Annotated in this window: 13 protein-coding genes; all 13 read right to left on the reverse strand. The window is 69.6% G+C overall.

Features of this window, described 5'->3' with window-relative positions:
* Positions 1–6: 6 nt before the first annotated feature.
* Entirely contained in the window at positions 7–1,335 is a 1,329-nt protein-coding gene (locus OG251_RS40005; RefSeq protein ID WP_326682174.1) for a sulfate adenylyltransferase subunit 1, read from the reverse strand.
* A 2-nt stretch (positions 1,336–1,337) separates the two neighbouring features.
* Positions 1,338–2,273: a sulfate adenylyltransferase subunit CysD gene (gene cysD, locus OG251_RS40010; protein ID WP_326682175.1), complete on the reverse strand. Its 936-nt coding sequence runs from the start codon at positions 2,271–2,273 to the stop codon at positions 1,338–1,340.
* Positions 2,270–2,830, reverse strand: coding sequence for an adenylyl-sulfate kinase (gene cysC / locus OG251_RS40015; RefSeq protein WP_326682176.1), 561 nt, complete (start codon positions 2,828–2,830; stop codon positions 2,270–2,272). Before cysC ends, cysD begins: the two co-directional genes overlap by 4 nt.
* A gap of 149 nt (positions 2,831–2,979) precedes the next feature.
* Positions 2,980–3,960: an LnmK family bifunctional acyltransferase/decarboxylase gene (locus tag OG251_RS40020; protein WP_326682177.1), complete on the reverse strand. Its 981-nt coding sequence runs from the start codon at positions 3,958–3,960 to the stop codon at positions 2,980–2,982.
* Positions 3,957–5,084, reverse strand: coding sequence for a histidinol-phosphate transaminase (locus OG251_RS40025; protein ID WP_326682178.1), 1,128 nt, complete (start codon positions 5,082–5,084; stop codon positions 3,957–3,959). Before OG251_RS40025 ends, OG251_RS40020 begins: the two co-directional genes overlap by 4 nt.
* Positions 5,085–5,153: 69 nt before the next feature.
* Positions 5,154–5,384 carry an acyl carrier protein gene (locus OG251_RS40030; RefSeq protein ID WP_073721553.1) on the reverse strand — a complete coding sequence of 77 codons (231 nt, stop codon included), beginning with the start codon at positions 5,382–5,384 and terminating at the stop codon, positions 5,154–5,156.
* A 55-nt stretch (positions 5,385–5,439) separates the two neighbouring features.
* The gene (gene dmpG / locus OG251_RS40035; RefSeq protein ID WP_326682179.1) at positions 5,440–6,477 is read right to left on the reverse strand and encodes a 4-hydroxy-2-oxovalerate aldolase; all 1,038 of its coding nucleotides are present in this window, start codon (positions 6,475–6,477) and stop codon (positions 5,440–5,442) included.
* Positions 6,474–7,367, reverse strand: a complete 894-nt coding sequence (locus tag OG251_RS40040; RefSeq protein ID WP_073721549.1) for an acetaldehyde dehydrogenase (acetylating) — start codon at positions 7,365–7,367, stop codon at positions 6,474–6,476. Before OG251_RS40040 ends, dmpG begins: the two co-directional genes overlap by 4 nt.
* Positions 7,368–7,429: 62 nt before the next feature.
* A complete protein-coding gene (locus tag OG251_RS40045; RefSeq protein WP_326682180.1) occupies positions 7,430–8,224 on the reverse strand; it encodes a 2-keto-4-pentenoate hydratase in 795 nt (264 codons plus the stop codon).
* Positions 8,225–8,989: 765 nt separating this feature from the next.
* The gene (locus OG251_RS40050) at positions 8,990–9,979 is read right to left on the reverse strand and encodes a helix-turn-helix domain-containing protein (protein WP_326682181.1); all 990 of its coding nucleotides are present in this window, start codon (positions 9,977–9,979) and stop codon (positions 8,990–8,992) included.
* Between the two features lie 252 nt (positions 9,980–10,231).
* Positions 10,232–10,594: a hydroxyisourate hydrolase gene (gene uraH, locus OG251_RS40055; protein WP_326682182.1), complete on the reverse strand. Its 363-nt coding sequence runs from the start codon at positions 10,592–10,594 to the stop codon at positions 10,232–10,234.
* Between the two features lie 693 nt (positions 10,595–11,287).
* On the reverse strand, positions 11,288–11,617 hold the full coding sequence (locus OG251_RS40060) for a hydroxyisourate hydrolase (RefSeq protein WP_073721543.1): 330 nt from the start codon (positions 11,615–11,617) through the stop codon (positions 11,288–11,290).
* 302 nt (positions 11,618–11,919) lie between these two features.
* Positions 11,920–14,844 carry an AfsR/SARP family transcriptional regulator gene (locus OG251_RS40065; RefSeq protein WP_326682183.1) on the reverse strand — a complete coding sequence of 975 codons (2,925 nt, stop codon included), beginning with the start codon at positions 14,842–14,844 and terminating at the stop codon, positions 11,920–11,922.
* Positions 14,845–14,924: the final 80 nt, after the last annotated feature.

The following is a 14,924-nucleotide window of genomic DNA, read 5'->3' on the forward strand; positions in this document are numbered from 1 at the left end:
CCGACCTCAGAAGTCCCAGCCGTCGTCGGCGGCGGTGCCCTTGACCGGTTCGGGAACGGCGGAGGAGGCGCCGACCATGCCCGCGGTCAGGGTGGTGCCGTCACCGGGGTCGATCAGGATGAACGAGCCGGTGCGGCGCGAGTCGGCGTAGAAGTCGACGGGCAGCGGCTCCGCGGTGCGGATCCTGATGCGGCCGATGTCGTTGGCGACGAGCCGGCCCGGGTGGGGGTGCGGGGACAGGTCGTCGAGGGTGAGCCGGGAGGGGATGCTCTCGACGATGGCCTTGACCGTGCGGGTGCCGTGCTTGAGCAGCACCCGGTGCCCGACGGTCAGGTCCTGGTCGGCCACATGGCAGACGGTCGCCTCGATGTCCTGGGTGGCCGCCGGGGCGTCCGCCGTCGGCGCGATCAGGTCACCACGCGAGACGTCGATGTCGTCCTCCAGCAGGACGGTCACCGACTGCCCGGTCCAGGCGACGTCGACCCGCCTGCCGAGCAGGTCGATACCGGAGATCTTCGTCGTACGGCCGGACGGCAGGATCGTGACCGACTCGCCGACGCGGAAGGAACCGGCCGCGATCCGGCCGGCGTAGCCGCGGTAGTCGGCGTGTTCGGCGGTCCGGGGGCGGATGACGTACTGCACCGGCAGCCGGGCTTGGCGGTGGGCCGGGCCGTGGCCGACCGGGACCGTCTCCACGTGGTCGAGCACCGTCGGGCCGCTGTACCAGTCCATGACCGCCGACGGCTCCACCACGTTGTCCCCGGCCAGCGCCGAGATCGGTATCGCGGTGACCTCGGGGATGCCCAGCTCGGCCGCGTACGCCGTGAACTCCTCCACGATCGCGTCGAACACCGGCTCGCGGTAGCCGACCAGGTCCATCTTGTTGACCGCCAGGGCGACATGCGGAACGCGCAGCAGTGCGGCGATGGCGGCGTGACGGCGGGTCTGCTCGACCACACCGTTGCGGGCGTCGACCAGGATCACGGTCAGTTGGGCGGTGGAGGCACCGGTGACCATGTTGCGGGTGTACTGCACATGCCCGGGTGTATCGGCCAGGATGAACCGCCGCTTCGGGGTGGCGAAGTAGCGGTAGGCGACATCTATGGTGATGCCCTGTTCCCGTTCGGCGCGCAGACCGTCGGTGAGCAGGGCGAGGTCGGGCGTGTCCTGGCCACGGCCGGCCGACGCCCGCTCCACGGCCTCCAGCTGGTCGGCCAGAACGGACTTGGAATCGTGCAGCAGCCGGCCCACCAGCGTGGACTTGCCGTCGTCGACGGAGCCGGCGGTGGCGAACCGCAGAAGGGTGGTGGTCGGGAGTTCCGTGGTCCTGGTCATGCTCAGAAGTACCCTTCGCGCTTGCGGTCCTCCATGGAGGCCTCGGAGAGCTTGTCGTCGGCACGTGTCGCGCCCCGCTCGGTCAGCCGGGACGCGGCGATCTCCGCGATCACCTGGTCCAGGGTCACCGCGTCGGACTCGACCGCGCCGGTGCAGGACATGTCACCGACCGTGCGGTAGCGGACGAGCCGCTTCTCGACGGTCTCGCCGTCCTTCGGGCCGCCCCACTTCCCCACGGGCAGCCACATCCCGGAGCGCTGGAAGACCTCGCGCTCATGGGCGAAGTAGATCTCCGGCAGCTCGATGCCCTCGCGGGCGATGTAGTGCCACACGTCCAGCTCCGTCCAGTCGGACAGCGGGAAGACGCGTACATGTTCACCGGGGGCGTGCCGGCCGTTGTAGAGCTGCCACAGCTCCGGACGCTGGCGGCGCGGGTCCCACTGCGAGAACTGGTCCCGGAGGCTGAACACCCGTTCCTTGGCCCGGGCCTTCTCCTCGTCACGACGGCCGCCACCGAGGACCGCGTCGAACCGCTCCGACTGGATCCTCTCCGTCAGCGGCAGCGTCTGCAGCGGATTACGGGTCCCGTCGGGGCGCTCCTTGAGCGTGCCGCGGTCGATGTAGTCCTGTACGCAGGCCACATGGAGACGCAGCCCGTGGGCCGCCACCACACGGTCCCGGTGCTCCAGGACCTCCGGGAAGTTGTGTCCGGTGTCCACGTGCAGCAGCGCGAACGGCACAGGGGCGGGGGCGAACGCCTTCAGAGCGAGGTGCAGCATGACGATGGAGTCCTTGCCGCCGGAGAAGAGGATCACCGGCCGCTCGAACTCACCCGCCACCTCACGGAGGATGTGCACCGCCTCCGACTCCAGCGCGTCCGCGTGGGTCAGCGTGTACGGGTTGTCGGTCCTCCCGGACCGTTGCGTCGCCGTCGTCATGCCAGCCCCTTCTCCCGCAGCAGCGCGACAAGCGCCTGCGCCGACTCCGTCCTGCTCTGCTCGTGCGCCGGGATCCGCAGATCCGGTGCGGCCGGCGGCTCGTACGGATCGTCGACGCCGGTCAGTCCGGTCATCTCGCCCCGCGCCTGCCTGGCGTACAGACCCTTCACATCGCGTACGGCGCACACCTCGACCGGCGTCGCCACATGCACCTCGACATACGCGGTACCGGCGGCCTCGTGCCGCTCGCGCACCGCTTCGCGGGCGTCCGCGTACGGGGCGATGACCGGTACCAGCACCGTCACACCGTAGGAGGCGAGCAGCTGCGCGACGTAGCCGATGCGGCACACGTTCGCCTCCCGGTCCTTGCGGGAGAAGCCGAGGCCGGCCGTCAGGTGTGCGCGCAGCTCGTCACCGTCCAGGATGTGCACCCGGCGCCCGGCGGAGCGCAGTTCGGCGGCCGCGGTCAGCGCGATCGTGGTCTTCCCCGCGCTGGGCAGGCCGGTCAGCCACACCGTCGCGCCGACGGCGCCACCGTTGTTGAGTTCGTCGGTCATGTGCTCCATCCGGGGTGTGGTTCATCGAAGAGAGCTTTCCCGCCTGCCGTGACCGATGAGGCCGGCCGGCCGTGTCCCGGCCACCGTGACGCGGTTCCCCGCGCGGCCCGGTTTCCGCCGGGCCGGGCGGGCGGCGGACGGCCGGGGCGTCACCCGCCGTCCGAGGGGCGGATGCCCGCCGCCCCGACCTCGATCTCGATCGCGGTGACGGCTATCAGCTGCCCGGTCGCCGTGTCGCGCAGGGCCATGTCGGCCACCTCGGCCTCCGAGGACCCGGTGCTCCGCCACCTGCGTACGGTGACCTCGAAGACCGTGCCGGGGTCGGCGTTGCCGAAGTAACCGATCTTCTGGTCGATCACCCTGCGCCGCAGGAACTGTTCGTCCGTCCGTCCCAGCGAGCGCCACAGCCGCAGCAGCATCGTGTCGAAGACGGCGAAATACGAGGCGAAGTACATCAGTCCGGCACCGTTGAGGTCGCGCACGACGTCCAGTGCGTAGGGGAAGGTCCGGGGCTGCCCGGCCTCCTGGAATCCGGGCGGCCCCGTGGGGTGGAAGCTTCCGGTGGCCCGGGCCCGGCCCACCAGGGACCGGGGGGAGTAGGCGTTCGGAAGCGGCGCCAGCTCCTGGTAGCTGAAGTCCGGCGGTGTCACCTGGGCGAGAGACCGGTTGCTGCCCGCGGTGGTGCGGGCGACCCACCGGTTGAAGTTCTCCGCGTAGAGGCAGTGCGGGTGCGGGTGTTCGTACACTTCCGCCGGGTCCAGTGGTCCGTCCGGCAGCTCCAGGCCGGCGGGGGCCAGCCGGTGCAGCGTGATGACCGACTGACTGCCGAACTGGAAGGCCCGGGAGTCGACCCGGAGTTCGTCGCCGAAGGTGAGTCCGTGGGGATGGACGACATCTCCGCCGCGCACATGGAAGTAGTAGAAGGACAGGTAGGCGGGGTCTCCGGCGGCGGTCCGGGCCGCGTGTACGTTGACCCGGCACGACTCGCTCACCACCTCCCAGGTCCAGTCCCCGATCCGGCCGAACACCGTGGAGCCGCCACTGCACATTCCCGGCGCGACGACCACATGACGGGAGACCCCGGCGTCGGCCGGGACCAGAGCACCCGGTGCGGTGTGAAGAGTGGTCATACCTCCGCCTCCTTTCGGACCTGACGCGGCCGCCCGGCCCCGGCCGTGGCCGTCCGCCCTGCGGAGCGCCACTCGTCCGCCGCGGCGAGGAACTGGTCGTTGTCCTCGGCGGAACCGATCGACACACGCACGCCCACGTCCCCGAACGCCCGTACCGCGATGCCCCTGCCCGCACACCACTCACCGAAGCCGACGGCGTGCCGGCCCAGTCGCAGCCAGAGGAAGTTCGCCTGGCTGTCCGGGATCTCCCAGCCGCGGCGCACCAGGGTGTCCCGTACGCGAGTGCGTTCCGCGACCGTGCTGTCGACGCGCCGCAGCAGCTGCTCCTCAAGTCCCAGGGCCGCGACGGCCGCCTGCTGCGCGACGGTGTTCACCGCGTAGGGGAGGCATGCCCTGCGCAGCCTTTCGACGACATGGGCATCCCCCACCAGGTATCCGGTCCGCAGTCCGGCCAGTCCGTAGGCCTTCGAGAACGTACGCAGCACGACCAGGTTCGGATGCGCGGCGCACAGCCGCAGGGCACTGGGCACCGCCGGCCCGCGGACGTACTCGTAATAGGCCTCGTCCACGGCCACCAGGCAGGTCGGTGGTACGGACTCGATGAACTCCCGGAGCTCTTCGTGACCGACGACCGTGCCCGTCGGATTGTTGGGGTTGCAGATGATGACGAGCCTGGTCCGGGAGGAGATCCGGTCGGCCATGGCCCGCAGGTCATGGGTCTCGTCGGCCAGCGGCACCTGTACGGATTCCACGCCGGCCAGGGCGGCGAGCGTGGGGTAGACCTCGAACGACGGCCAGGCGTACACGGCTTCGGCGCCAGGATCGGCGATCGCCTGGAACAGTGTCTGCAGGAGGGCCACGGAACCGGCACCGGCCACGATGCGGTCCTCCTCGATCCCGTGGGACCGGGCGATGGCATCCACCAGCGGTCCGCAGCCGGGGTCCGGATAGCGGTTCACCAGGGATCCGGCCCGCTCGATCACCTCGACGATGCCGGGCAGAGGGGTGTGCGGCGACTCGTTCGCCGACAGCGGGCGAGCTCGCTCGGTCGACCCGTGGACACCGTCGGACGGCTTGTAGGAGGCAACGGTTTCGAGAACCGCGCGCAGCGGTGGATAAGACATGGGACTCCCGGTGGAGGGGGACGCCGCCGCGCTCGGTCGTGCGAACGGCGCCCGAATCGACTGTGGGGCTCAGCCTCCCGGCCGCCGTTCCGCCATCAGACGGGCCACGTCGGCGAGGGTGCCGGCGTCCAGCAGTTCGTAGTCGTGGACCTCGATGCCGAGCCGCTCGTTCAGTGCGGTGGCGAGTTCCAGCACCGACAGGGAGTCCAGCCCGACCTCTTCACGGGTGGCCGTGGGCACGACATCCTCCTCGCGTACGTGCAGTTCGCCGACCAGGATGTCTTTGAGTACGTCGTACACGACTGGCTCTTCCCTCGATGTCCTCGCCCGACCGGAAGCCGCGGGCTCGCGGCTCTCACGCACTACGAGCAGCCTTCAGGGCGAGGGCCACCTCGACGATGAGGTCCTCCTGGCCCGCCACGGCCTGCCTCTTGCCCAGTTCGAAGAAGACGTCACGCGGATCGACGTCCTCACGCCGCGAGATGTCCAGGACCCGGTTCTTGAACCCGGAGAACACTCCGGCCAGGCCGCTGACGACACTCACCGAGTCGATGGTGGGCGGTGCCGGCATGAGTTCGCGCTCGGCGATGTCGGCCGCGTCCAGCAGACCGTACAGGTCGATGCCCGTCGGGAAGCCCATCCGTTCCAGCACGGGCACCAGGACCTCGAGCTGGGTGTTCCCGGCGCCCGCTCCGAAACCCCGGGCGCAGGCGTCCAGGATGTCCGCACCCGCTTCCGCGGCGGCGATCGAGTTCGCGACCGCCATCCCGAGGTTGTTGTGGGCGTGGAACATCACCGGTACCTCGACGGCTTCCCGCATGGCGGCGACGCGCTCCGTGACATCGGCCGGCAGATAGTGGCCGGAGGAGTCCATGATGCCCACCGCGTTCGCGCCGAACTCCACCAGCCGGGCGCATTCATGAGCCAGCCGTTCGGGACTCGCCATATGACTCATCAGAAGAACGGCCTGGGCCTGGACCCCCTGCTCCCGGAGAAAGCCCACATGCCGTTCGGCGAGGTCCCCTTCGGTGCAGTGGGTGCCGATCCGCACCACATCCACCTGATGGGCGATGGCCCGCTCCAGGTCCGCGGTCGTACCCCATCCCGGCAGCATGAAGACGGCCATCCTGCTGTCGCGCAGGGACTCCCGCACGATCGACAGCATCTCGTCGTCACCGAGCCGGGACTGCCCGACCTGGAGGGAGGAGGCACCCAGACCGTTGCCGTGCCCCACCTCGACCATGGGAACGCCGGCGGCGTCCGCCGCCCTCGCATAGGACCGCAGTTGTTCACGGTCCAGCTGGTGACGGACCGCGTGATGGCCGTCGCGCAGGGACGCGTCGTAGATGAGGACCGGCTTCCCGGCGCCGCCGGGAGATGCTGCTGCGCTCATGACGTCTCCGTACCCGTGCTCGCCAGGCCGACCGCCGCGCACTGTTCGGCGACATGAACCGCGGCGGAGTTGATGATGTCGAGGTTGCCGGCGTACCGGGGAATGCGTCCGCCGGACGAAGTGACCTCCGCGGCGACGAACACCTTGCTCTCCTCCACGACACACGCGGTGATCCGGTAGCCCTTGGCGAAGGAGCGAACCTGGTCGGCCGCGGCCGTCACGGCCGCGTTCACCGACGCCGTGCCGAACCCCTCCCCCAGCATCGACATGGCGACCCGGAAGGTCGCCGGCGGCCGGGCCGGACTGACGTTGAGGATCGCCTTGACGTCCTTGACGCCGGTGAAGTCACGTACCGCGTCCTGTGTGGTCTCGACGTACTCGTCGAGATTGAGCCGGGTGGAGCGCCCGACACTCGGACTGGCGGCCGTCGTGACGACCTCGACGTACTCGACCCTGTGTCCCTGGGTGATCGCGTGCAGGATCGGTATCGACGCCTGGCCACCACAGCTGATCATGTTGATGTCGTCGCAGCTCAGGACCTCCGCCCCGTTCACGCTCGGAATCACCATCCGCCCGACCTTGCTCGGTGTCAGGTCCACGAGCTTCGTACCCGACAGGCTCAGGCGTTCCGCGTGCTCGGCATGGGCCATGGCGTTGGTCGCGTCGAACACGATGCCGAACGGCTGCGGGGCGTCCAGGAGGGACTCGATACCGCGCGTACCGATGGCAAGACCGAGTTCGGCCGCCTGCCGCAGGCCGGGCGTCTTTTCGTCGCGTCCCACGACCAGCCCGCAGTCGAGGTACTCGGAACGCATGATCTTCTCTGCCAGATCGACTCCGATGAGGCCGGCGCCGAGGACGGCCACGGGCAGGCGCCCGTTTCGCTTCATGGCTGCATTGCCCTTCCCTCTCTAGAGATTCACCGAGATTCGCCTTGGGGCGCGTCGGTGGTCTACCTGTCGCCCACGTGAAGGGTGACGGTGCCCAGCCGGTCGAACTCGGCCACGAAGCTGTCGCCGGGACACATCGTGACCGCGGCGTGAAGGGCGCCGGTCATGATCAGCTGACCCGCTTCGAGCGTCACACCGTGCTCGCCGAGCACATTCGCCAGCCAGGCGACCACGGCGACCGGATCACCCAGGGCAGCGGCACCGGCTCCGGTCGCCACGAGTGCGCCGTTGCGGGAGAAGGCCATACCGACGAGGCGCACATCGCAGTCGTCGGGCAGGGCGACCGGAGGGCCGAGTACCACCGCTCCGTTCGACGCGAGGTCGGCGATGGTGTCCGCGAGCCGGATCCGCCAGTCCTCGATCCGGGAATCGACGATCTCCAGCCCCGCCATGACGTCGGAGATCGCCTCCCGTGCCGCGGCCACGGTGACACCGGGCCCCTTGAGCGACGTGCCGAGCCGGAAAACGATCTCCGCCTCGACCTTGGGCGCGATGAACGAGCCGCCCGGCGTGGTGGCTCCGTTCTCGTACACGGTCGAACCCAGCACCGGTCCGTAGTCCGGGGTACTGACACCGAACAGCTCCTGCATCGGGGCGGAGGTGAGTCCCGCCTTGTAGCCGACGACGGTGTCGCCGGCCGCTGTCAGCATCCCGACCAGTTCGCGCTGGATGGCGTATCCGTCGTGCATGTCCAGCGCGGGATGCTCGTCGGTGAAGGGAGGGATGGGGCGGCCCGTCGCACGTGATTCGTAGAGCGCCTTGGCCTTGACTCTGACATCGTCCACCGAGATGTTCACTCTGCTCCTGTCAGAACACATCGCACCTGCCGCATGGGCCCGCCGGTCACCTGCACGCGGACCGTCTCGTGTTCCGACGCATCGACGTCACCCATGACGCCGGTCCGCCTCTGACGGACTGCCACCGGCACCCGTGGAACACGAGGTCCATGACGTGCGGACCACATCACTCGGATCAGCAGAACGGATCCGGGCGAGGGGAGCACGGCCGCGAAGCCCGGGGCTCGATGCCTGCCCCCTCGTTTCGCGTCTCACCGTAACCACGAAGTGGGCGCCGCAGAAGGTTTCACCCATGCACACGAGTCCGGTAATTGAGCACATTCACCACTCTGTCCCCCACACAAATGGCACCAAGAGGAGGCGATCCACCCATCAAACGTGAGCTTCGTCACCGAGCGTTTCTCATGTTCGCCGCCCGTGGCCTGGGAAGGCGCCCGGGCACGTCGATGCCGCACGTCACGGGGTGGGCGCACGGCACACCGCGTGAGGCGGTCACCGGCCGGGCACGGGCGACGGGCGACGGGCGACGGGCGAGGCTCTCAAGGCGGTGGTGCGACAGGAGGGGATGGCGCATCGTCCGTACGACGCGGACCGCTGCCGGCGCCGGATGCCCGACCGAACGCCACGCCGTCCTGCGACGCAGGCCAGCACCCGACCGCACAGCGCCGGTTCGGTGAGGTCTCCTCCTCGCAGCCGTCGGCGGTGACCTCCCACCGCCGACGGCACACCGGCGGTGGTCTCACCGGACCGCTCACCAGGAGCCGTTCATCGGGTCGGGGTCTGCAGCCCGGCGGCCAGCCGCTCCCACTCCCTGGCGTAGTGACTCACCACTTCGGTGAGGGCTCTGGCGCAGTGCGGTGGGACGGCTGCCAGCAGCTGCTCGCCCGCCGCCAGCCCGTGGGCCTGGCCGTTGAGCCAGCGCAGGAGAGCGCGGCCGCTGTCCGTGAAGCGAATCGATGGATCGTTGGAGAGAACGTCCATGGCCCGCACCCGGATGCGCGCGGTCCCTCGCGAGGCGGGTTCCGGCGGAGTCGGACGGGAGACCGGGCCGGAGCATCGCGCGGGCGCCACGGCCACGAGCGCGGTGAGGGACGCGGAGTCCTCGTGCACGGCCGCCGCGGCCGGCACCTGCTCGTCCGATTCGGGCACGGCCGTGCAGGACCGCAGTTCCTGCCGCAGGCGGTGCGCGGTGCTGACGGAGACACCGGCCTCCTGGGCCACTTCGCGCAGCGTCGCCCGGGGCCGCTCCGTCAACAGGGACCGCGCCTTCTCCCGGCGCTCCGGCATGTCGGCCGGGCGCGCCCGGCCGTCCCTGCCCACGCGGGCGACCGAGGGATTCGACTGAGGAGATTCCTCAGTCGAACACCTCCCCCGTACTGCCCCTACCGTCTTCGGCGACACCCCTGTGACGGCGGCGATGGCCCGGTCCGACCAGTGGGGGTGGGTCGCGAGGATGCGCAGGACCGCCGCCTTGCGGTCCCCGAGTGTCAGGGGAAGGCCATGGCTGATGTTGGCCTGCACCGACCGGACGAACAGATCGGCCGACGCGCCCTCGACATAGCGGACCGTGATGCGGCGTTCCCCGCGCAGGATCGCGGCCCGCAGCCGGTGCATGCCGTCGACCACGCGTCCCGTGTCCCGGTGCACGAGGATCGGTTCGAACTCGGTCCCGCCCTCCGCCAGTGCCTGCGCATGGCCCTCGCTCAGACCTTCCAGTCGCGGCGAGTCCGCCGGCAGCAGGGATTCGACCGGCACTGTGTGAATCGTCGACTGCGGTGCGTCAAACAACTGTTCCACCCCTTCTGCTTGCGGTGCCCCTGGGCCGTGTCCGCAGGCGCCTTCACTGCGAGTCCTCGCCCCTCCGCGCATACGGGATCCCACGCCGTCCTCGTGCCGGGCCGAGGCCGCCGACCGGTATCGGCGCGGGAGGTCCGGGCGGCACCGGCGGCGTACGAGGGCCGTGGCGGCGTCACACCGAGCGCACCCCGCGCCGTCGCCCGTCCGGCCTCACACCTTCTCGGCGACCACGGTCCTGGGGGCGAGCCCCCGATAGGTGGTGTACGAGAACGGGCTCAGCAGCAACGGGACGTGCAGATGGCTCGGGTCACCTTGATAGTGGAGCGAGACGATGACTTCCCCGTACAGGCTGTCGACCGCCCGCTCGGCGAAGTACTCACCGGTTTCGAAGACCAGCCGGTAGGACCCGTACGGCAGGGCCGTGCCGCTCAGCGAGTTGATCCTCCCCGCGCTGTCGGTCCGCGACCGGGACACGACGGGCCACGCACCGTCCTCCCGGGCGTGCAGGGTGACGACCAGATCCGCGACCGGGCAGCCGCTGCTGGAATCGATGACCCGAACCGAGATGCTCATGTGCGGTCACCTCCCGTTCGGTACAGGCCGTTCGGCGTCCGCTCTTCACATGCCATCAACACCGCGTCACATCCTGCGTCATAAGTACGTGAAGGCACTCGCCGGCCGCATGCGGTCCGGGCAGTTCCTCGTCCGGGCCGCATTGTCGCCGGGGCCGACGTGTGCCCTTCGTGGCACTCCGTGCGGCCCGTCTCTCGCGCCATGCCGTGGGAAAGCCGTCCCGGCCCCGGCGACAATCACCTGCCAAGTGGCGGAAAATCAGCCCCAGATGGTGTCGTCCTGGCGGTGGACGCCCGCGAATTCGGCCAGGGTGTACAGCAGAGCCAACATAGCGATCTCCCATGCGGAAACTCATGACCCGGAGGTCCGGGTGGACACCTCCAGTTCTAGTGAGTTCCCTTTTCGTCCTCCTACCGGAACGCTAAGTACTCGCTAAGCGACCGGGGCCAAAGGACGAGACCGCCCTCGTGAGTCAACCGCCGGCGCCGATCCGTGGCCATCGCCCTGAAGGGCACCGCGCTCGGCGAGGTGCGGGACCGAGGGATCGCCTTCGCCCGCAGCCGCCCCGTCAAATTGGGCACGGGTTCCGTCCGCGCCGACGACGAAACCGCCGAACTTCACACGACCGCGCCACCGCAGGGGAGATGACCGGGGTGGGGTCGCCCGTCCTCGTTCCTCACCCGTGCGCCACGGCTACTGGCCGACGGCACACACCGCATAGCCGTGGGGGGCGATCACGATCGGAATCTCCTGGTCGATCTCCCACTCGGCGAACGCCACCACGATGTGACTGTAGAACGGCCGTCTCCCGAGCGTCGTGAAATACCGGTCGCTCTCCAGGACCAGCCGGAACGGCCCGGGAGTGTCCTCCGGCAGGGACGGGCGGTCCAGCCGCCCGTCCCTGCCGGTCAGCCCGTGCCACACCGTCTGCCACTCGTCCAGGCGAGGCCGTTCGATGCGGATCATCAGCCCGTCGACGGGCCGCCCAGTGGTTCCATCAGAGACACACACTCCGAGCTTCACGTAACACCGGCCTCATCGATTGCATCCTTTGTGGGACGGAACACCGGTATGCGTCCCGTCTGCGAACATCGGCCCCCGCCGCTACCGCGACGGTTCGGCCCTTCCCTCCCACCGCCCGGCATCCGCTGTCCGGACGGATCTTCCCGCTGAGGTGGGCATCGTGCCACGCGGCCGTAGGAGACGCGGGAGTTCCGTTTCCAGATGGCCGGTTCCGGTGCCGGTGCCGGGTCCCCGGGTCCGGCTGTCGGAGACGGGAACGACGGCGGAGGGTTCTGCCGTCGTTCGCTCCGAGGGCCCCGGCATCAGCCCGAGCTCGCCCGTGCGTAGGCGGCGGCCGCGTCGTCGGAGGCAGCGCGGACGTCACTCATGAGACGCGACGCCTCATTCTTCCACCGGGTGGCCTGCATCCGCCCGAAGATGTCCAGCGCCGCGGTGATGTGCTCCTTGGCGCGTTCGTAGCTGCCCCGGTCCGCGGCCACTTCGCCGAGGGAGAGCTGGACCCGGCCGATGGCGAGATACTCATGGGCCCGGGAAGCGATCACCATGGCCCGTTCCAGCATCTCGTAGGCCGCGCTGTGACTCCCCTGGTGCGACCGGACAATGGCCAGACCGCGCAGCGCGTAGCACTCGCCCACCGGGTCCCCGACCGAACGGACGGTCTCGAGCGCCCGTGAGAAAACGTACTCGGCGTCGGCCACCTCGTCGATCTGCAGATGCGCCTCGCCCAAGCGGCACAGAATCTGCGCGCGCACCCGCCGGTTGCCCGAGCGCTCCACCGCGGACAGACCGGCCGCCATGGTCTGCTTCCCCTCCGCGATCAGGCCACGGTCCAGGTGGATCTGCGCCATGTTGCTCAGCACGTGCGCCTCGGCGGTCGAGTCGTTCACCGCGCACAGCATGGCCAGCGCCTTCTCATAGCCCGCCATCGCCTCGTCGAGGCGGCCCTGGATACGGTCGACGAACGCGCCATTGCGCAGGGCCAGCGCTTCGCCGTGCACGTCGCCGACCTGACGGAACAGTTCACCGGCGAGCCCCAGGCGGCCTCGTGCCTCGTCCAGCTTGTACTGGAACATATGCAGTGTTCCCAGGGAGTACAGCATCGCTGCCTGACCACGCCTGTTGCCGTTGCGCTGAGTGACCCCGAGCGCGATCTCGTGCGTCGTGCGCCAGTCGTCGAAGTAGCCGTACATCTCGAACAGCGTGACCAGGGTCAGCGCCAGATCCCAGCAGAGCTCGTCGAGACCCGCGCCGGCGGCCTGTCTGACCGCCGTGATCAGACTGACCCGTTCGTCCTCGAACCACCTGAGCGGATCACCGAGTTCCCGGTCGATGACCGATTCGTCGAGTGCCAGGCGCGGCGCGTGTCCATGGATCAGCGTGTGGTCCCCGCCGTAGGCACGCCGGTGCGCCTCCTCGACCAGGAACAGCCAGGTGCTCAGCACCCGGCCGAGTACGACCGCTCGCCCGGGGGTGCTCTCGTGCTCGGCCAGGCACTCCTGGGAGTAGACCCGGACCAGGTCGTGCAGGCGGTAGCGGGGGCGGCTGCCCTTCACCACCTCGACATCGACGAGCTGGGCGTCCACGAGGAACTCCAGGGTGTCCTCGGCCTCCGCCACCCCGACATCGAGCAGGGGCGCCGCGACCCAGCTGGGGAACTCCGCCGCCTCCAGCATGGACAGTCTTCGGAAGAGGCGCTGCGCGTCGGAGGGCAGGCCCTGGTAGGCCATGGCCAGGCCGGCCCGGACGCCGACCCCGCCGTGGGTCAGTTCATCCAGCCGCTGGCGTTCGTCACGCAGCCGGGCCACCATCTTGCTCAGGGGCCAGTGCGGCCGGGCCGCCAGCCGCGCCGCCACGATCCGCAACGCCAGCGCGAGGTTGCCGCACAGTTTTATCAGGAGCAGGGCGCTGGACAGTTCGCTGCGGATCCGCTCGGCGCCGAGGATCCTGCTGAGCAGTTGCAATGCCTGTTCGGTGGAGAACACGTCGATCCGGACGGAGCTCGCACCCTCCAGACCGGCCAGCCGGGACCGGCTCGTGATCAGAACCGGACAGTTGGACGATCCGGGTAACAGCCAGCGCACCTGCTCCTCGTCGATCGCGTCGTCGAGAACGATCAGCATGCGCCGGTCGGCGACGAGGTTCCGGAACAGTTCCGCCCGTTCCTCGATGCTCGACGGCATTGCCGGGCCCCGTATTCCCAGGCTGCGCAGGAAGCGTTCGAGAATGCGCGTCGGCGCAATCGGCTGGGCCGACGGTCCTCGCAGCTTGGCGAACATCTGACCGTCGGGGAATCGATTCGCCAAGGAATGTCCGAGGTGCACCGCGAGGGTGCTCTTGCCGACGCCTCCTTTGCCGGTGATCGAAACGATCCGCAGGGCGTACGGCGTATCCGTGGCCTCTTCCAGCGCCGCTTCGAGCCGGGCGAGCACATCGTCGCGTCCGGTGAAATCGGCGATCGCGCCGGGCAGCAGCCGGGGCACCGCCGGTGGTTCGACGAACGTCGCGGCCGATGCCGGCGCGGCCGGCGCCGGTAACGCCGGGCGGGCCGCGGGCACGGCAGGCACTGCCTGCGCCGCGGGCTGCGCACTCACCGGCTGCGCACCGTCCAGCCGGCCGGACAGGATCGACTCCTGGAGCCGGCGGAGCTCCTCCCCCGGCTCGATGCCCAGTTCATCGATCAGCTCGCGCCGGCCACGCCGGTAGACCTCCAGCGCCTCGGCCTTACGGCCCGACCGGGACAGCGCCACCATGAGCTGGGCGCGGAGGCGTTCCCGCAGCGGGTTCTGCATGACCAGGTCGATCAGCCTCGCCACGAGCCGCTGGTGCAGACCGAGGGCCAGCCGCGCGTCCACCCACTGCTCCACGACGGCGAGCCGCTGCTCGTCCAGCCGCGCGGCCGGAGCCTGAAGGGCCGTGCTGGTGATGCCACCGCCGAAGCACGAAGACCCTCGCCAGAGCCCGAGCGCCGTTTCGAAGGCGGACGCCGCCTCGTCGAAACGGCCGGCCTCCTCGGCGGTACGTCCGGCCGAAGCGGCCCGCTCGAAGACATAGAGGTCCAGCTCGTCGTCCCCGACCTCGGCGAGATAGCCGGGCGACCTGGTCTGGATGACATCGGGCAGACCGACCTTCGCCATGCTGGCGCGGACCATGGAGACACAGATCTGGATCTGGGCACGCGCGGTGGGCGGCGGTGACGCGCCCCAGACCGCGTCGACCAGCCGACCCATCGGAACGATCCGATTGGGCTCCAGCAGCAGAACCGCCAGGACGATTCTCTGACGCTCGGCGGTGATCGGCGCTGGGCCAC

This window comes from Streptomyces sp. NBC_01237, assembly GCF_035917275.1.
GTDB lineage: Bacteria > Actinomycetota > Actinomycetes > Streptomycetales > Streptomycetaceae > Streptomyces.